The sequence below is a fragment of the Maledivibacter halophilus genome, assembly GCF_900167445.1.
GTDB classification, from domain to species: domain Bacteria; phylum Bacillota; class Clostridia; order Peptostreptococcales; family Caminicellaceae; genus Maledivibacter; species Maledivibacter halophilus.
The window spans coordinates 628572-647562 of sequence record NZ_FUZT01000001.1 but is presented as its reverse complement, the minus strand read 5'-3'; the positions used below and the strand labels follow the sequence as shown (position 1 = coordinate 647562).

16 protein-coding genes are annotated in these 18991 nt (G+C 30.6%); 4 read left to right on the top strand and 12 right to left on the bottom strand.

Translation table 11 applies throughout. The features are described from left to right. Window positions 1-65: 65 nt before the first annotated feature. From B5X81_RS02935 to B5X81_RS02920, 4 genes are all read left to right on the top strand, one after another. Complete coding sequence (locus B5X81_RS02935) at window positions 66-1172, top strand: RNA ligase RtcB family protein (RefSeq protein WP_079489233.1); 1107 nt, start codon at window positions 66-68, stop codon at window positions 1170-1172. A 4-nt stretch (window positions 1173-1176) separates the two neighbouring features. Further along, a complete protein-coding gene (gene prfH / locus B5X81_RS02930; protein ID WP_079489231.1) occupies window positions 1177-1791 on the top strand; it encodes a peptide chain release factor H in 615 nt (204 codons plus the stop codon). A gap of 188 nt (window positions 1792-1979) precedes the next feature. Then, window positions 1980-2411, top strand: a complete 432-nt coding sequence (locus tag B5X81_RS02925; RefSeq protein WP_079489230.1) for a DUF6323 family protein — start codon at window positions 1980-1982, stop codon at window positions 2409-2411. A gap of 27 nt (window positions 2412-2438) precedes the next feature. Next, window positions 2439-3848: a DUF6179 domain-containing protein gene (locus B5X81_RS02920; protein WP_079489228.1), complete on the top strand. Its 1410-nt coding sequence runs from the start codon at window positions 2439-2441 to the stop codon at window positions 3846-3848. A 36-nt stretch (window positions 3849-3884) separates the two neighbouring features. Here B5X81_RS02920 and B5X81_RS02915 read toward each other — a convergent pair whose 3' ends face one another. The 12 genes from B5X81_RS02915 to B5X81_RS02860 form a co-directional block, all read right to left on the bottom strand. Continuing rightward, window positions 3885-4307: a hypothetical protein gene (locus B5X81_RS02915; RefSeq protein WP_079489227.1), complete on the bottom strand. Its 423-nt coding sequence runs from the start codon at window positions 4305-4307 to the stop codon at window positions 3885-3887. A gap of 291 nt (window positions 4308-4598) precedes the next feature. Beyond that, the gene (locus B5X81_RS02910; protein ID WP_079489225.1) at window positions 4599-5000 is read right to left on the bottom strand and encodes an arsenate reductase ArsC; all 402 of its coding nucleotides are present in this window, start codon (window positions 4998-5000) and stop codon (window positions 4599-4601) included. Between the two features lie 120 nt (window positions 5001-5120). After that, the gene (gene arsB / locus B5X81_RS02905) at window positions 5121-6182 is read right to left on the bottom strand and encodes an ACR3 family arsenite efflux transporter (RefSeq protein ID WP_079489224.1); all 1062 of its coding nucleotides are present in this window, start codon (window positions 6180-6182) and stop codon (window positions 5121-5123) included. Between the two features lie 26 nt (window positions 6183-6208). Beyond that, window positions 6209-6526: an ArsR/SmtB family transcription factor gene (locus B5X81_RS02900; RefSeq protein WP_079489222.1), complete on the bottom strand. Its 318-nt coding sequence runs from the start codon at window positions 6524-6526 to the stop codon at window positions 6209-6211. Between the two features lie 383 nt (window positions 6527-6909). Continuing rightward, complete coding sequence (locus B5X81_RS02895; protein WP_079489221.1) at window positions 6910-8163, bottom strand: zinc-binding dehydrogenase; 1254 nt, start codon at window positions 8161-8163, stop codon at window positions 6910-6912. Further along, window positions 8153-9109 carry a 1-phosphofructokinase gene (pfkB, locus tag B5X81_RS02890; protein ID WP_079489219.1) on the bottom strand — a complete coding sequence of 319 codons (957 nt, stop codon included), beginning with the start codon at window positions 9107-9109 and terminating at the stop codon, window positions 8153-8155. The genes B5X81_RS02895 and pfkB overlap by 11 nt, the downstream gene beginning before the upstream one ends. A gap of 19 nt (window positions 9110-9128) precedes the next feature. Beyond that, window positions 9129-9767, bottom strand: coding sequence for a PTS sugar transporter subunit IIA (locus B5X81_RS02885; RefSeq protein ID WP_079489586.1), 639 nt, complete (start codon window positions 9765-9767; stop codon window positions 9129-9131). Between the two features lie 25 nt (window positions 9768-9792). After that, window positions 9793-11949, bottom strand: a complete 2157-nt coding sequence (locus tag B5X81_RS02880; protein ID WP_079489218.1) for a BglG family transcription antiterminator — start codon at window positions 11947-11949, stop codon at window positions 9793-9795. A 210-nt stretch (window positions 11950-12159) separates the two neighbouring features. Next, window positions 12160-13560 (bottom strand): PTS mannitol transporter subunit IICB, encoded by a 1401-nt coding sequence (locus tag B5X81_RS02875; protein ID WP_079489216.1) that lies wholly within the window; start codon window positions 13558-13560, stop codon window positions 12160-12162. Window positions 13561-14027: 467 nt separating this feature from the next. Continuing rightward, window positions 14028-17144 carry a sialate O-acetylesterase gene (locus B5X81_RS02870; protein ID WP_079489215.1) on the bottom strand — a complete coding sequence of 1039 codons (3117 nt, stop codon included), beginning with the start codon at window positions 17142-17144 and terminating at the stop codon, window positions 14028-14030. Between the two features lie 86 nt (window positions 17145-17230). Then, window positions 17231-18400, bottom strand: coding sequence for a glycosyl hydrolase (locus B5X81_RS02865; RefSeq protein WP_139380229.1), 1170 nt, complete (start codon window positions 18398-18400; stop codon window positions 17231-17233). Window positions 18401-18732: 332 nt separating this feature from the next. Next, entirely contained in the window at window positions 18733-18960 is a 228-nt protein-coding gene (locus B5X81_RS02860; protein WP_079489213.1) for a hypothetical protein, read from the bottom strand. Between the last annotated feature and the right edge of the window lie 31 nt (window positions 18961-18991).

Below are 18991 nucleotides of genomic sequence, written 5' to 3'. Positions count from 1 at the left end.
AAATAAATTTACTATATTCTCTCCATAGGCTAAGTTACTAAAATCAACTAAATTAAGGAGAGAATATGAATAATAAGATTAAAATAGTTAAAAGCAAAAAATCATGGATTGAAAGCAATGCCATAGACCAACTAAAAAAAGTATCAACTCTACCAGGTATAGTAAAGGCTGTAGGACTACCGGATCTACATGCTGGAAAAACGCCTGTTGGTGCTGCCTATATGACAAAAGATGTAATTTACCCTCATATCATAGGAAATGATATAGGCTGTGGAATTGCACTGTTTTCTACAGGTATAAAAAGAAGTAAATTTAGAATAAATAAGGTAATGAAGAAGCTTGAAAAAATAAACAACACCTATAGTGATTATATTGACCAGATAATCAAGGATAAAAATATTGATAATATGCCTTTTAAAGAAAAACTGGGAACCATAGGCTCTGGAAATCATTTTGCTGAGCTACAGGAAATTGATACAGTATATGATAAAGCTGCTATAGAGAATATTGGAATAGAAAAAAACAATATTTTTCTTCTAGTACACAGTGGCTCTAGAAGCTATGGAGAATATATTTTAAACAAGTATATAAAGGAATATTCTTGCCAAGCTGGTATTACTATCCATAGCAAAGGATTTAATGAATACCTTACGGAGCATGAAAAAGCAATAGTGTTTGCTAACTTGAATAGAGAACTAATAGCTCATAGAATTTTAACTGTATTGAATTCTAAAATCAATAGAAAGCTTTTAGACAGTATTCATAATAGTATAAGCATAAAGAAATGGGATGGAAAAACATATTATATTCACAGGAAGGGAGCAGCTCCTTCTGATATAGGCTATATGGTTATAGCTGGATCAAGGGGGTCAAAGTCATATGTAGTTAAACCTATGGATAATCTATTTGAATATGCTTTTTCAGTTTCCCACGGTGCAGGTAGAAAATGGCCCCGTCAAGGCTGCAAGGAAAGACTTGAAAAAATTTACTCTAAAAAGTCCATACATCAAAATAAATTTTCGTCAAATATCATATATAAAGATAAAAATCTAATATATGAGGAAGCTCCAGAGGCCTATAAAAATATAGAAAGAGTAATTGAGGATATGATAGGTGAGAAAATGATTAAGCTTGTTGCTAGCTTAAATCCTCTAATTACCTATAAGGCCTAGCTTTATGTGGATTCAAATAAGCGCTGGATTGGCGCCAATAGAATCTTGTAGGCTTGTCTATCTATTTCTAAAACAAATAGAAAAGGAATGTATGGATAAGAATATAAAGGTTGAACTTCTTTCCTGTACTAAGGGAGCTAAGAAAGATACTCTTAAATCTGCTTTTCTTAGATTAAATGGTAAAACAGCTAAGAATTATGCTAAATCTATAGAAGGAAGTATTCTGTGGATATGTAAAAGTGAGTTCAGACCTAATCACAAAAGAAAGAATTGGTTCATAGAAGTAGAAGCTTTTAGTGAAGAGAAACAGATTGATCTAGATATAAAAGATATCAAAGTCGAAACAATGAGATCCAGTGGCAAGGGTGGTCAAAATGTTAATAAACTAGAAACAGGGGTTAGAATTACCCATCTTCCTACTGGAGTGGCAGTAAAAGCCCAAGAAGAAAGAAGCCAATACCAAAATAAAAAGCTTGCTATAATTAGATTAGATAAGAAACTTAAAGAAATAAATAGTACAAAAAGTAGAAATATAAATAAGACTCTTTGGGAAAAGCATCAAAACATTAAGCGTGGTGACCCGATAAGAGTATTTAAAGGTAAAGGTTTCAGAGAATAATATAAGCCCTTATGGAAATTCCATAGGGGCTTAATATTTTATATTTAAAAGATTGTTGACAAACAAGAAATTAATGTGTATAATAATTATCCCAACACTATATTCGCTCTAAACTTAAGCATATCATACATCTATATATTTGTCAAGAGATTTTTGAAAAATATAAGGGAATCATGGAGGTCTGAGTAATGTTTTTAGAACTATTAAATAAAAAAGATTACAATATCGAAGCAAAGCAACTCTACTTAGAATTAAATCAAGACAATAATAGGTCTCATAATTCATTAACCATTTCAGAAATTAAAGAAATAATTACAGAAAGAAATAACATATTAGTGAATTATGGATTAGTTGAACTGAGTGTTGATGTTATAAAAAAACTTATAAAAAATTTTAGTAGCTCCCCTTATATTATTCAAGAAAACTATATGGACACAGTAGTAGAGCTTCAAGAAATATTCTATTACGCAAAGAGAGAGACAGACGATAAGTTAGGTGATGATATGCTTATAAAGCTTATGACAGAAAAATTTAATAATGACTGTAGAGGATCTTTAGATTTATTATGGATTAGTATTGAAAGATATGCTACAAAGTTCAGACGAGATAATCTTAAATAAAAATAGCCCTCGGATGGGAGGATATATATGAATGATATCATAATAAATAGAAATGAAAAAATAAATAGACATAAATTAGACATTAATCAATATACTATCTCATTATTGAAACAGAGTTATGCAGCTGGTCTAGTAGATGAAGGAACCATAAATAGATTTCAGATGCAGATTCAAGATATATTAAAGGACTTGATACTACAATATACTAATGGTGAAAGTTCCTCGGTAAAGGTTGAAACAGCAGAGAGAATTCTAATTTCAATATTATATTGTATAGATGCATACACCGCAGATTTTAAGAATCCAGAAGATGCTTTAGAAGTTATCAAGACAGAAGATTTTAAAAAAATATATTTCAAAGGATATAAATATGTAAAACAATGTGTTAAGGATTGTCGGATAAAGTATAAAAATATGCTAGAAAAAAAGCTAGATATACCTTTATTCACTTATAACGACACTCTCGATAGTGGTTTGAGTAATTTTTTCAAAGTATATGATATTAAATTTAATGCCCATGATACTATGACTAGCATAGACTATCCATTAGTTTTTGATGATATGAATATTAGAGGAGTATTCTATATTAGAAATTATCTAAATAATATAGATATAGAAAATTACTTTTGCAGCTTTTTTTCTACACTTGAGATTAAAAAAATAATTAAATTTTATAGTCAGTTTCATGGAATAAATCCAAAGGATCTTTATTCAAATGTTTTTGAAATAGTAGTTAATAATTCGATCTTCTCTATATTATCTGGTAAATCAGCTAAAAATCTTATAATATCCGACAGTCAGTATTCTTATTTGTGTGAAAGGTTTAAATATTTACAGCCTAATGGGCTACAAAAAACAGTAGAAATAGCTATTTGTAAAATGTTAGAAGCTTTATCATGTACTAGTATAGAAGCTAAGCTCTATCTTAAGCGATATAAGAAACTCTTAGTGCAAAGAATATTAAATGCAGTAGAATGTGAAGATTTTAAATATTTAATAATAAAAAATTGTGATAAAGAGAACAAGCATAATAATATGCAATTTAAAGAAGGAAATAGAATGGACGATAAGAGCTTTCGAAGTATGATTAATAGTGTTTTTGAAGCTAGTGCATTATCAAATAAGATCAATATAATAAGATCTAATGTTAAATCCTTAGGAGATTTTATAGATGTCATTAACTTAGAATGTCTGTTCCAAGATGAGTATCTAGCCTTATATTCCGATATGGAAGATCTTGAGATTGCTATGCTAATCAAAATAGTTCTACGAGATGAATTTGAAGGCGGTAGAATTGAGTGTATTGATATACTAAACTCCTTTGAAGAGATGTATATAGATAGTGTATGGAAAGAATATTTATTTGAGTTTATACATTCATTAGACAATAATAGATTAAAACATATAGAAAGAATTATTAATGATAACTTTATTTAATTATCAAACTCCACTTTCTGACCTTTCACCAATATCCTATTCATCTCCATCCATTCTCTTATCTTCTGTCATTCCTTTATACAATTTTATTGACAAATTAAGTAAAAACTTCATTGCTACATATACTCCAAAAAATGCTAAAAATCCTAAAATACTTGCTAAAGCATCGTTGAACTCCATATTTCCTCTACCGGTTATTTTCTGCTGTATCTCAATTGCTAAAACCATAATTATTAAAAAGGTAATGGTGTATATAAACGAGATAGCTGTTATGGACCATTTTGATATCCATTTGAATATTTTGTCAACAAAAACAAACAGAATTATCCCAGCTATGCCAAAAACCCAGAAATGAAGCTCTTTGTCAGTAAAGTTCAGTCCCAATAAACTGAGCAATACAATTATTTTATCGTGTAATTCATTAATGATACCTACAATAAATTTTATAAACTGAACCAATAGAATTCTCCTTTATTATATATTAATATGGCTATGCGCTTGTAAAATCTAATTTACGGGCATAGCCACTGAGAATCCTTTTGGCTCATGTAATGAACCTGTTTTTAATTAAATAATTAGAAGGATAAACTGGTTCATAAAAATCGCTCAAAAGGAAACCTCAGAGTCTACTTCCTTTCTTAAGTTTTATTGCATACATCTATAAAACTTCTTAACAGCCTTTTCATACTTTCGATTTTTTGTATTATCACAAACAAAAAACATCTTCAATTTTAATTATATCATCTCTTTTTATAATTCACCCTTTTTAACTCTTTTAATCAAATCTTCAACTTTTTCTTTGATTATATCTCTTGTATTCCTAAAGCCTTCAATGGGACCTCCTGATGGGTCTTCAAGTCCCCAGTCTTCTAGGTGTTTACAAGGAACATAAGGACACACAACGTTACAACCCATAGTTATTAGAATATCTATCTCTTCAGGTATATCCCTAAGAAGCTTTGGGTAGTGCTTGCTCATATTCACCCCTACTTCTTCCATAACCTGAACTGCTCCTGGTTTTACTTGTGGATATTCTTCTGTTCCTGCCGAATAAACCTCTAAAACATCGCTTCCTAATTTTTTAGCCCAACCTTCAGCCATCTGGGAACGACATGAATTATGAACACAAACAAATGCAACTTTCTTTTTCATGATTACCTCCTTAACAATATAAATGAGTGATTTTGAAAATTAATAACACCATACTTTTTCCTCTCTATTAATTTTCTTGGCTTATATACGTAATATTTATACAGATATTCGCTGCTTTATCTATTTCACCTCTTTAAACCAATAACTTGTACTATTGGCTATTTTAACAAGGGTGAGCATTAATGGTACCTCAACTAATACACCAACAACGGTTGCAAGTGCAGCCCCAGATTGGAGTCCAAATAAGGATATTGCCACTGCAACAGCTAATTCAAAGAAATTACTTGCCCCTATCATTGAAGCCGGTGCTGCAACATTATAGGGGAGCTTCCATACTTTAGACCATCCATAAGCAATGATAAATATAAGGAATGTCTGAATAATAAGAGGAACTGCAATTAAGCCTATATGCAAAGGATTATTCATAATAACCTCTCCTTGAAATGAGAAGATTATTACAAGTGTTAAAAGCAATCCTATTATTGTTATATTATCAAACTTTTTAAGAAATACATTCTCAAAATAATCAATCCCTTTGTTCTTGATAATATATTTCCTAGAAAAATACCCTCCTGCAAGTGGTATCACTACAAATAGTACAACTGACAAAAATAAAGTATCATAGGGTACTATCACATCTGAAACACCAAGTAAAAAGGCCACTATAGGTGCAAATGCAAAAAGTAGTATAATGTCATTTACAGCAACTTGAACCAATGTGTAGGCTGGATCACCATCTGTTAAATGACTCCATACAAATACCATTGCTGTGCAAGGTGCTGCTCCAAGAAGTACTGCTCCTGCTAGATAATCCGTTGCCAAATCTGATGGTATAAATGCTTTAAATACTACCTTAAAAAAGAATCCTGCAATTAAGTACATTGTAAAGGGTTTTATTAACCAATTGGTAACACATGTTACTGTTAAACCCTTTGGCTTTTTAGTTGCCTCAATTATACTTGAAAAATCTATCTTAAGCATCATAGGATAAATCATAAGCCATATCAAAATTGCTACAGGAATAGAAACCTGTGCATATTCAAATTTGCTTAGAGTTTCAGGGAACGATGGCACTAACTGACCTATAGCAACCCCTACTACAATACATAACGCTACCCAAATTGTTAGGTACCTTCCAAAAAAATCTAAGCCTCCACCTTGTTTATTAACTTCATTAGACATATACAATCCTCCTTCTATTTAACTTATTAATCTTCATTACATGTCTTTTTTGCTATTTTTTCACAAATACAATTTTTCTTATAGGATGATAAATGATTAATATAATCACACAAATTATTAAAAACTTCCTTATTAAGTGAATATATAGTCCATTTACCATTTTTCTTAGAATTTACGAGTCCTGCATGCTGAAGTATTTTCATATGATGTGAAATAGTTGGTTGTGTAAGCTCTAACCCTTCCATTATGTCACATGCACAAAGCTCACCACATGAAAGCATATCAATAATTAATAATCTATTACTATCTGATAAAGCTTTAAATATTTCTATCTTTTCGTTCATTTAATCATCCCCTTCAAAACATATAGATACATTTAGATATATCTATATATAGAATACTTTTACTTATAGCCTGTGTCAATATACTTTACATAAAGTTTACAATAAATTATACAAAATTACTTTTATACTCTTATAGTTTTAAGCTCTGGGATATTTCTTAAGATTTAATACTATAAATAAATAGAGGCTAACTCATTAGATAACTCCTTGAGTTTAGCCCCTTACCTATTGTAATTTTCGATAGCTTATTAATTATATTATTGTGAAGGTTATTGACTATTTAACCTATAATAAAACTAATCTTCATACAAAATCAATTCTATTATAGGTTATTTCTTTTTAAAAAATCTAACCAAAACCACAGGATTTCATATCCTTTGTTCCTATTTATTTTCCAACAAATACTTTTCAGCCTCTAGGCTCCATAAGCCATTATGTCTCTTAGTTATTTCGGCTAAGTTAGAAAAAAACTCATCTGTTTTGCCCTTTTCTTCAAAATCCTCAATAGCTGTTAATTCCATATCTATATTAGTATAGATTAGCTTTTTCCCACCAGAAATATTGGGTAAATTTAAAATTGTTTCAGATACACTGTTTAAGCCTCCAATATGAGTAACCATAACTGCAGGATTTATCAAACCTTTACTTGTCATTTCCAGTGATTCAATTAAATCATCTGTATTACCACCTGTTGAACCTATTATTCGGGTTGCAGAATAATGAATATTATAATAATTTACCTTTGCAGAAAAATCCTTATCAGTAGGCCCTGCAAAAAAGTTTAAACACCCATCTTTACCTAATATTTTATCTCCTTGTTCTGCAAGTATTTTAATAGGAGCATAAACATATACATCATCATATCCTTTGTTATCTACAAGAGATAACAAGTACTCTTCAGGCTTTTCAATATTTTTTGTATTAACATATTTTAATTCTACACCATTTTTCTTAGCTTCTTCCACTGTAAGTACATTTTGAGCTCTTTGTAGTCTTTTTTCATCTATATCAGTTACAATTAAAAACTTTGGTTTTCTTTCGCAATGAATAACATAATCTATTGCTCCAAGTCCCATAGGGCCAGCTCCACCTAATATTGCCATATTGCCACCTTTAGCTATACCCATCTCATGTTGGTATACTCCACTTTTAGTATGATAATTTGAATGAAAACCTCCAATTATACAGGACATAGGTTCTGCTAATGATGCTTCAAAAAAGCCCTCTCCATTATAATTCATTAAACATCCAAGCTCCATAGCTTCATTAGGAATAATTATATAAGTTGCATTTCCCCCAAAATACTTATAAGAATATCCCGGCGAATAAGGACTGCCTTTATAATTTAATGCTGGTTGAAGAGCAAATCTGTTTCCCACAGTATATTTTTCCTTCCATTTATGTCCAACCTTTATGATTTCACCCGCAAACTCATGTCCTGTTATTGTTGGATTAATTGCTACATCCTCAGGTACTCTTTTATGCTTAGACCCTTGTTTTACAGCTTTGTATGTAGACATACATATACTATTCGAAATAACCTTAACTAAAATTTCATCATCCTTAATTTCAGGAAGTTCAAATTCTTCCAATCTTAAATCATCTTTACCATACAATCTCACAGCTTTAGTTTTCATATTCAAGCATCCCCTTTTCAATCAATTTAAATTTAACTCTTTTTACTAGACCATTAATATCATCAATATTACCTGCTTGTGTTCCCTCTGTCATAACACTTGCTGTACTTACCGCTACAGCAAGTCTTATCATTTCTTCAAATGAATAACCTCTATCCATTGCCAAAGCCACGGCAGCAACTAAAGAGTCGCCTGCCCCAACAGTACTCTTCACCTTTACTTCTATGCCTTCAACTATTGCAATTCTTTCATTCGTAATAAAAACAGAGCCTTTTTCACCACGGGAAACAACAACATATTCTATACCATAATCTAAAATTTTTTTCCCATAATTTATAATATCTTCTAAGCTTTTTATTTCCTTAGAAAAAAATCTTTCCAATTCATGAATATTAGGTTTTACAAGATAAGGTCCTGCCTTTAATCCTTCTGCAAAAAGCTGTCCGTCTGCATCTAAAATTGTTTTTACTCCTTTAGCCTTGGCAGCATCAATTAATCTCTTATATATTTTCTTATCAACATTTCTAGGAACACTTCCAGAAAATACAGCTATCGAATCTTCAGTTATATTTTTAATAAAACTTTCTTCAAATTTTTTTAAGTCTTTTTCTAAAACCAAGGGACCATTTTCATTTATATCTGTTACTAAATTATTTAATCTATCTACTATCTTTGTATTTGTTCTAGTTTGGCCTTCTATCACCATAAAATCATTTTCGATTTTCATTCTATCTAATTCACTTTTTATAAATTCCCCAGTATTTCCAGCAAGGATTCCTATAGCCCTACTTTTTCCTCCAAGCTTTTGTATAACCTTAGAAACATTTACTCCCTTCCCTGCAGCATCTACCCTTAGGCTCAATTCTCTATTTACTGCTCCTGCTTTAAAATTATCTATTACCATAGTTTTATCAATTGCAGGATTTAAAGTTACTGTTGTAATCACTATATTTCCTCCTTCATATCTATAAATTTTTCGTAAATGTATTATAAATATCTCCGGCATTAGTTGTCTTTATTAATTCTTCTACTACATCATTGTTTTCTAAAGTAGTTGCTATATTAGAAAGAAGCTTCAAATGATCGTTATCTTTACCTGCTATTCCAATAATTAAATAGGCTATGTTCCCTTCTCCAAAATCTACCCCCTGAGGAAATTGAAGAACCACAATTCCTGACTTTATTATTTGTTCTTTAGCTGACCCAACTCCATGGGGGATGGCTACCCCATTACCAATATAAGTTGATATTACATTTTCCCTTTCAAGCATGGCTTGTATATATTCATCTCCCACATATCCACTATTAACTAAAAGTTGTCCAGCCATTTTTATAGCTTCTTCTTTAGTTGTATTTTTTAAACCCAATACGATATTGTCCTTTATCAAAATTTTATTATCAACATTTTGTGCTTCTGTATTTCTTATTACGTTTTTATTACTATTGATTTTTTCTGACTCATCCTTGTTTTCAGCTGTACCCTCAATTTTTCTTTTCTTTATAACAAATAATACTAATAAAATTAAAGCTATGGCTAATATTATTCCTAAAGTTAATTGCCCATTTTGTCCTACTAGAAATAACACATATATACCATCTATCATTTTAAACAAATTAATTCCCCCCTCCCTAAATCATATTAATTTTTAGATCAAGAAAGCTGTTTAAAATACTTTTTATTGAAATAAATATTTCCTTTTTTGTTCCTTTAGCTAAAATATCAACAAACTTAGGTTCATCTATCAGATTTCTACTAATCTCACTAATAACTTCTAAATGTCCTTTGTTTTTACTACTAGAGTACATCATTACTAAAACAGTTAATATTTCTTCTTCTCCCCTACCACTTTTACAAAAAATCGGTTTTTCTTCAAACAATCTAACTACCCCAAACTTAAGGCTATTAACCCCATTAGTACGACAATGCAATAACATCATTCTTTTTCCTTCTAATACTGTACTTCCTTGTTCCTCTCTAGCTAATAGGTCCCTTTCAATAATATCTATGTCTTCTTTACTTTCGCCTATTAGTGTGCTTACATATTTAATTAGTTCATTATGGTTATCAAAGTCCAAATTTTCTTTAAGAAAAAGACTATCAATAATCTCTAATACTCCTTCACCATAATTCTTTAAGGCACTGGCTCTATCCCTTAAATCCATATGGTTTTTGTTATTAATATTTGAATCCCTTAATTCTGCTGTATTAATTTTCTCTAACGTCTTTTTTATCTTAATGACATCTTTTTCTAACAATAATGGATTTACACTTACTACTGGAATTGTACTCACATCTACATAAACTGTAGAAATAATAATGTCAATTTTATTTTCCTTTAGCCATTCTTCCTTTATTTCTAAAGACGATATAGTATCTATAATTAGTAGATTATTAAACTCTTTTTTTAGTCTTGTTGCTAAAAGCTTTGATGTACCAATTCCACTGGTACAAGCAACAATAACTCTATACATTACTTTGTTTTTGACTTCTTGCTGCCGTTTCTTTTCTATAGCAGCTCCTATATGCATAGCAATAAAACCAATTTCGGCTTCTGGCATAATAACATTAAATCTTTTATTTATAATCTCTGAGCACTTTTTACTAATTTTAAATATCTCTGGATACATTTCTTTGATTTTATGAAGTAATGGATTCCTAATATCTAAATTCATCTTTAATCTATCAATAGTAGGTCTGAAATGCGTGACTAGTCCAACTAACAGATTTTCATCATTCTTTAAAGAATACCCTGATTCTTCTTCTGCAATCTTAATCATTTCACTTGCCAGCTTAGTTAATTCAAAGTTTCCAATTATAAACTCATTAATTCCTTTAACATCATCTTTATAGGCACCATTTCTCATTTTAGAGCCTTTTAAATGCATTGTTATATATCCTACCTCTTCTTGGGGTATTTCTATATCTAAGAATTTAGAAATTTGATTTGATATTCTTTGAGCTATTATAAATTCATGACTATCAATTAATTTTTTTAATAAATCATCTTTCATAGTAATGTTTTCATTATTTTTTATTCTCTGGATAGCTAAAGCAAGATGTACAATCAAACCTGCATATGAGCTATCTGTAAGCTTATATTCCAAGTCTCCCTCAGCTTCATGTACTGTTTTTTCTATTATTTTTATCATTTCTTTATCAATAAGGTTCATTAACCTGTTTCTAGTATTAATTTCAATTCTTCCTTCATTAGTATTAATAGAAGTTAAACTTTTACGAATTACGTTTATTATTTGATCTTCACTTAAATTTTCATAAAGTAGATTAATCATAGCTTTTCTAAATGCCTTTTCTTTACCTTTTAAATAGACTCCAAGACCAGGCTTCCTAACTAAAGTTAATTCATACCTTTTAAACCAATCTTCAATCTTATCAAGATCATGACTTATAGTACCCTCTGATACCTTAAAGCTACTTGAAAAATAATATAATTTTGTCGGTTCTTTTCGTTGTAAAAGCTCACCAATAATCAAAGACTGTCTTTCCTCTGGGGTAAAGCTTTGTTCCACAAGCTCATCTTCTAGTAAGCCTTTTAGTCTTTTTTTATCATCTAATGTTGCTATTAGTTTAATTCCGATTCTCGGTTTTTTAACAAGTTGAAAATTATTGCTTTTTAGCCATTTTTCTACATAATGCATTTCCCTTAGAACAGTTCTAGTACTTACACCTAGCTTCTTTGCTATTTCTTTAGTAGTGATTGTTTCCGAAGAGTTATTAATAATTTCTAATATTTGTTTTGTACGGAAAGCTAATAGTTTCTCATTCACATTTACTCACCCTCATTTTAAATAGTGACATTAGTAAATTTATAATTTTCTTAATTTAATTATATCTTTAGAAAATCCTTTAAATCAAGCTAAACATAATTTTGTTTGGCATTATTTATTACTGACATTCCTTAATATATATCAAAAACTAATAAACAGTGAAGCTTATTAAACTCCACTGCTTATTCAATATCCTTAGGTTATCATTAATCATTTCGATAATCTAGCTACTAATTCATCGTATACTGGACTGCTAATAAAATTATCAATGGAAATGTGTTCAGCATTAGGTGCACTTGATTTAGCTCTTGGAGTTAATTTACTATGACTAATAACTATATCTACATCCTGTGGTATTTCATCAACAGAACTATTTACCACCTCAATATCAACTCCAGCCTTTTCCAATTTGTTTCTCAATACAGAAGCACCCATAGCACTTGATCCCATCCCTGCATCACATGCAAATACTATTTTCTTAACGTTTTGTTTTAATTTTTTTCCCTTCAATTCCTTTACTTTTTCCTTTGCACTCTCTAATTCTTGTTCCACCATATTATTGTTCTTTCTTTTAATAAAAATTGAAGCAACTAAGAAAGAAACTGCCGTAGATACTATCACTCCTAATATTACTGCTATAAAGCTTCCCTTTGGTGTCATAGCAAGTAGTGCAAATATACTTCCTGGTGATGGTGTAGCTACTAAACCTGCCCCTAAAATACTGAATGTGAAAATTCCACTGGCTCCTCCAGCTATTACAGCTAATACTAATATAGGATTCATTAAAACGTATGGAAAATATATCTCATGTATTCCTCCTAAAAAGTGAATTATAATTGCTCCTGGTGTTGACTGCTTTATCATTCCTTTACTAAATACCCAATAAGCTAATAATATTCCAAGTCCAGGTCCAGGATTTGTTTCCAATAGGAAGAATATTGATTTTCCAAATTCTTTTGCCTCTTGGACTCCTAAGGGCCCTAATACTCCATGATTTATTGCATTATTTAAGAATAGTATTTTTCCAGGTTCAATAAACAAAGATGCTAGAGGGAGCAAACCTTCATTTACTATGATTTCTACCCCTGATTTTAATACTTTATTTAATCCTAAAACTACTGGGCCTATTCCCAAATAAGCCACTAAAGCTAATATCATGCCAATAATTCCAGCCGAAAAATTATTTACCAACATTTCAAAGCCTGACGCTACTTTACCTTCTATAGCTTGATCAAATTTTTTAATTACAAAGCCTCCTAAAGGCCCCATTATCATAGCACCCATAAACATTGGGATATCTACTCCAACTATTACTCCCATAGTTGCTACTGCTCCAATAACTCCTCCCCTTGTACCTGCAACCAGTTTTCCTCCTGTATATCCAATTAATAGTGGTAGCAAATACGTAATCATAGGTCCTACTAATGCACTTAAATTTTCATTTGGCTTCCACCCTGTAGGAATAAATAATGCTGTTATTAGCCCCCATGCAATAAAAGCACCTATATTAGGCATTACCATACCGCTTAGAAATCCACCAAATTTTTGAATTGTATCCTTTACACCCCTTTGGTTCGGCTCATGTAAGCTTCCAGCAGCACTCTTAGACATAAAATCTCCTCCTTATTATTATTGAATGGCATAATTAAATAGTGACAAAACTTAACATTGGTTTAGTCAGACTTTTCTGTTAAGTTTATTATATGTCTTTAAATGCTATTCTTCAACATAAAGATATTTACTCGTTGTCGTCAATTTTAATGACAAAATTTAATTTCATTGAATAATTAAAAATAGTTTATTTAATCTACTTAATTCATATGGATATATGCAAATGTGTCTATGTAATAAAACCATTCTTATATTGTGTCAATATATTTTACTTAAATTTTACACTTGACTATATAGAGCAAAAATATATTACAATAATTTTTATTTCTAAATATTAGAATCATATTAGGAGAAATTTTGATTATTTACATATACAAAAAAGAGTAGGTAAAAATTATAACCTACTCCTACTAAATAAATTAGAATAAGATAGTACGAATATACTTGCTATTCCATTTATATCTTAATTACTCGGCTATTGTTTCTCCATTAAATTGATATCTTGATATATCATCTCCAGATCCTTGATCAGTAATTTTTCTTACCACTATGGTATCCTTATCTAGTACTTCATCTACTCTTCGTGCTTCCCATCGTCTGGTATTGTTTCTTATCCAATCACCTACAGAAAGACCATGATTATATATTTTTATACTAGTTTCTGTTGTTCCATCTTGAGCCCTTGCATTTTCAAGTCTTAATAGCTTCACTATGGTATCTCCAGATGCTTGATCTTTTATTGCGTACTCATGAGAAAGTGTATTACTATCTAGTCTATTTACAACTCTAAAATAATTATCCCTTGTAAGATTTACTATGGCGTCATGATTATTTAACATATGATTAGTTATTTTTAAAATATTACTTGTAGTAGAATCAGGAGCATTAACAATTCTAAAGGGTAGGGTCGGTAAATCAACATTGTTATAAAGGCTGTTTGAAGGATAATTATTCCAAGCATATCTAGCACCTTGAGGCACAGGAATACTATCACACCAAATTTCAACAGTATTATTTATCTCATTTACCCTTGCCTTAGCCCGATGCCATTTCCCATTAGAGTCCAGGATTTGAAATCCTTTTGCTGTATTATCCTTAATATAAAGAGATCCAAAGGTATAATCAAAATCAACAATTACTTTATTATCTGCAAATTTATAGGATTTAATCTCTGCACTCTTATATCCTAAATCTTTCCCATAAATCATATCCATTGCTAAATAGGCAAGACGTACCCCTATTGGCTTTTTTTCTTTAGGATGTATTTCCATAGGATCTGGATCTGCTAAATCAATTGATGTAACTAGCCCTGTATTATCGGTAGTATTTGCAACCTTCATTTGAACTTCTCTAATTATAGGCCAAGTATCGACATCATTTTCATAGGAATTATCTCCATATCCAGAAATCTGTACTAGCATAAAAGGAAGATTTATATCCTTAAATTCTTTCCTAAATCCCCTTAAATAGTCCCTAAGTAATGGTTCATATTTATATCCCAATTGTGTGCTATTTTCTCCTTGATAATAAATAACTCCCTTTGCTCCATAGGGTGCGACCGATTCCATAAATCCATTCCAAAAACCTGACATTATTGGTTCATTATCTTTTTGAACAAAATTTTTCTCTTCAGTAATTGTATTTGGCATAAATAATTCAATTGTAGAACCTCCATATGTAATTGGAATAACTCCAAGAGGAACATCCTCTAGATCATCATTTAGTTCTATCAATTTTTCTATAAAAAAGGTTCCAACAGCCGCTGACCAGTCAATAGCCCATTCATAGGAGGCTTCCCATTTTCCAATAGTTGTAAAATTAGGTCTAACTGCCATTATTTGCTGGGTTTCATAGAAACGAATATGCTCCTTATTCATTAATTTCTTCTTTGTTTCTTCTGCATCATTGCATTCATTAAGATACATTTCCGCATTTGATTGTCCAGCTACAATAAAAACTTCTCCTACATATATATCTTTCAATGTAATTTTATCCTTCTTACTACTCACAGTTAAAGTGTAGGGTCCTCCATGGGATTCTGGTTCAAGCTCTAAATACCAATGACCATTTTTAACAACCGCAGTCTTTACTTGTTTCCTAAACTTGACCTTGATTGTTTCTCCTGAAACACCTCTACCCCAAATAGGAATTTTTTTGTTTCTCTGAAGTACTGCACCAGATGACAAAACATGTGGAAGTTCTAAGCTGTAATTGACTTTTCTATAACCATCATCTATCATTCTCATTAATATACTAACACCTTTTGATCTATTTATGAATTCCTCTCCCATAAACTTAAAATCATCATTTAATCTAATATATCCCTCATAATAAGTAAAAAGCACAGAATTAAGCAGTTCTTTATCTTTAATATCACGCCTATCTTTAATATTTGAGATATAGGTCCTATCGGCAGATGGATTACCAAAATATCTTGTTATCATGAGGGCAGCATCATATTTATTAATGGGACTATTTAAAAAAACAATATCTTTTTTATCAATAATTCCAAGCTTTATTCCTCTTTCTATATAATCCTTATCATTGAGATACCTTTCTCCTTTTAGTCTAATTAGCATTTTAAGAAATTCCATTTTTGCTATATTTCTATCTGGTTTAAAGGTTCCATCAAAATATGCACTAAAAATACCTCTATTAATCAAATATTGTATTTCTCCATATTTTTCATGTAATTTTATATCCTTGGGTCTTATTTTGCTATATTCCTTCAATTGTTTTTCATATTTCCTATATTCATCAAGTTCATAAAGTTTTATGTTGTCATATCGTACTATAGGAGAATATCCCCATCCATCATCTGAATAGCCTGCCATCCCAAAGGCTGGACCAGCTTCACTTGAAATTATTTTATATGATGATGAGTCGGTATACTCAAGAAGAGGTTTATATTCTTCTGATGGATTTGTAGGTCCATCTATATAAAATTTGATATTAACATTTCCTTCATCAGTATTGTGAATAACTAAACGCCCTGTATAATCAACATTTTCTCTCAATAGATAATATCCTTCAACAAGGGCTTCAGTTTTTGTTGGAGCTGCAGTATTTATTATAGCCCATTTACATTTATACATATTAGCAATTATAGCACCCATATATGTGTTTTCCATATGATAGGTAACAGCATAATATTTATTAAAGGATTTATCCTTTGTCCGAGGTATAATAATAGCTATTGGACGTCCTGAATGTCCAACATTTCCCATGCTTTGTACATTAATTGTAAATTCCATTGCATAATCCTGTTTATTATCCCATAGTTTTTCATCTAAAACAGCCCTCTGCATATATTGTGCTCCACCTAATTCTAGAGCTCCATTATCAGTTATAGAATTTTCTTGACCTTCTACCTTGTTTATTTTCCATATAGTATTACGACTATCCCTTATTTTATTATTTTTTAAGGTTTTGTTATCAAAGGTCTCTAAAAAATATTCTTTATAGTCATTAATATTTTGACTTTTAGATGCTTTTTCAGATATTAGCTCAAGGGCTTGAGTTAAATTAAAATATGATAAAAAAACTAATCCTACAAGTGTAAAGCATGTTATTTTTTTTCCCATTATATTATCCCCTCTTCTTTCTTAATATAACTTTCTAATTATTCCTCCCCTATTAATATAATTTACAATAAATACATTCAATAATCTCAATTAATAGGATACTTCTTTAAATTAGGTAGTTCATCCCGTGTAATCACATATTCATGATTGTAAACCTTCCTTAGCATACAACCTTCAGTAAATTCTTGTGAATAGTTTTTTCCATCCCTATCAATAATAGTAGATTCACACCAAGTACAAAACCAAAGCCATGCAATCTCTTTTTCAAGGAGAATATCAGGATCTGGTATTGGTCCATTCTCTGTAAGAGCTATCATTTTATTCTCTTCAGTATAGGTTTGAGCCTTTTTAAACTCTTCTTCCAAAGGTGAATAATCATGCTTTTCTAAGTATGCATGTTCTCCTATTATATCTACTACATCATCTCCAGGATACCAATTCTTATCTAATCCATTCCATACCCAAATCAAATTTTTAAGCTGATGATATTCAGTAAGTCTTTCAAATATTAACCTCCAAAGCTTCTTATAAGCCTCTGGTCCTTTACTTCCCCACCAAAACCATCCTCCAGAAGCTTCATGTAATGGCCGCCACAGCACTGGCACCCCTTCTTCTTGTAATCTCTTCAGCTGTAAAGCAATGGCATCTATATCTCGTATTAAAAGCTGATATTCTATGGATTTATGATCCTCTAGTCCCTTAGTAAAGTCAAAGGTCGTAGATCTAGTATACATACCACTCCACCAATTTTGATCTGGTTTTTTATCAATTAAACCCGTAGGTGCGTTCCAATGCCAGCAAAAGGTAACTACGCCACCTTTCTCCCACCATTTAATGGCTTTTTCTGTATCTACACTGGAAGCTCCTCTCTCAACCCTAGAAGGTGAGTATTCCATAAAATCCAATCCTATTATTGCCGGAAATCTCCCAGTTTCTTTATATATAGCATCAAGCTCCAATGACTCCCAACCAGAATCCCAATCTATTTGTTGTCCTGAAAGAATTTTTTTACCATATATATCTGTTAAATATTTCATCAATCTAACTGCATTTTCATGGGGATTTTTTGTTTTTAAAATAGGCTTTTCTATATTTTTAATATTGTTGGGTGATAATTCTACTTTAATATCTTCCTTAACATTCTGAATGAAATCAATAATCATTGAAAAGCCAATAATACAAATAAAGGCAAGAGATCCTATAACTATATACCTTTTGTAATTTTGTAAACTTGTATTCTTATAAAATGAATACATATTTTCACCTTCTGTAAATTTATTTACTTGCAATATTGCCTTTGAATATCGATTGAATAAAATATTCTACAATCTAAAAACATTTTATCATCATTATAAAAAAAACACCATTATTTTCAGCCATAAAAAAGCTTGAAATTTTACTATTTTAGCTCGTTGTGATAGTTCCTATATGGGGAGTATTATTTCAAAACAAAAATTTGATTTATTAGCGCAACAGGTTAATTTAATCTATGTGTAACAAAAAAACCTAGATTTATTTTAAATCCTAGGTTTTATATAATACAATTTATTATAACAATTCTATAAGTGTTTATATATAATTAATTCAACTATAAATTCCTTCTAAGTCTATCAAATGCCATATCAAAAACCTTATCTCCATCACCTGTTATTTTAGGTTCACGAACATTCGGATTATCTAAAATGCCTCCCATATCTTTAATAATCTTCTTTGCATCATCCATATCATTCTCTTCTGCCTCAACGACTACCTTACAGTCAATATCTGCCACTTCATTCATTCTACCCATACCACTAACCATAGGACTTGCAACCATTAAAGGAGCTTTACTTCGGTCTCTTACAATT

Bases quoted from the DNA above. Each gene is read 5' to 3' on its own strand.
- B5X81_RS02895 (WP_079489221.1), bottom strand. From the start codon at position 8,163: ATGAAAACTAAAGCTGTGAGATTGTATGGTAAAGATGATTTAAGATTG.
- B5X81_RS02910 (WP_079489225.1), bottom strand. From the start codon at position 5,000: ATGAAAAAGAAAGTTGCATTTGTTTGTGTTCATAATTCATGTCGTTCC.
- arsB (WP_079489224.1), bottom strand. From the start codon at position 6,182: ATGTCTAATGAAGTTAATAAACAAGGTGGAGGCTTAGATTTTTTTGGA.
- B5X81_RS02885 (WP_079489586.1), bottom strand. From the start codon at position 9,767: ATGATAGATGGTATATATGTGTTATTTCTAGTAGGACAAAATGGGCAA.
- B5X81_RS02865 (WP_139380229.1), bottom strand. From the start codon at position 18,400: ATGTATTCATTTTATAAGAATACAAGTTTACAAAATTACAAAAGGTAT.
- B5X81_RS02870 (WP_079489215.1), bottom strand. From the start codon at position 17,144: ATGGGAAAAAAAATAACATGCTTTACACTTGTAGGATTAGTTTTTTTA.
- prfH (WP_079489231.1), top strand. From the start codon at position 1,177: ATGTGGATTCAAATAAGCGCTGGATTGGCGCCAATAGAATCTTGTAGG.
- B5X81_RS02920 (WP_079489228.1), top strand. From the start codon at position 2,439: ATGAATGATATCATAATAAATAGAAATGAAAAAATAAATAGACATAAA.
- B5X81_RS02900 (WP_079489222.1), bottom strand. From the start codon at position 6,526: ATGAACGAAAAGATAGAAATATTTAAAGCTTTATCAGATAGTAATAGA.
- B5X81_RS02860 (WP_079489213.1), bottom strand. From the start codon at position 18,960: ATGGTTGCAAGTCCTATGGTTAGTGGTATGGGTAGAATGAATGAAGTG.
- B5X81_RS02875 (WP_079489216.1), bottom strand. From the start codon at position 13,560: ATGTCTAAGAGTGCTGCTGGAAGCTTACATGAGCCGAACCAAAGGGGT.
- B5X81_RS02935 (WP_079489233.1), top strand. From the start codon at position 66: ATGAATAATAAGATTAAAATAGTTAAAAGCAAAAAATCATGGATTGAA.
- B5X81_RS02925 (WP_079489230.1), top strand. From the start codon at position 1,980: ATGTTTTTAGAACTATTAAATAAAAAAGATTACAATATCGAAGCAAAG.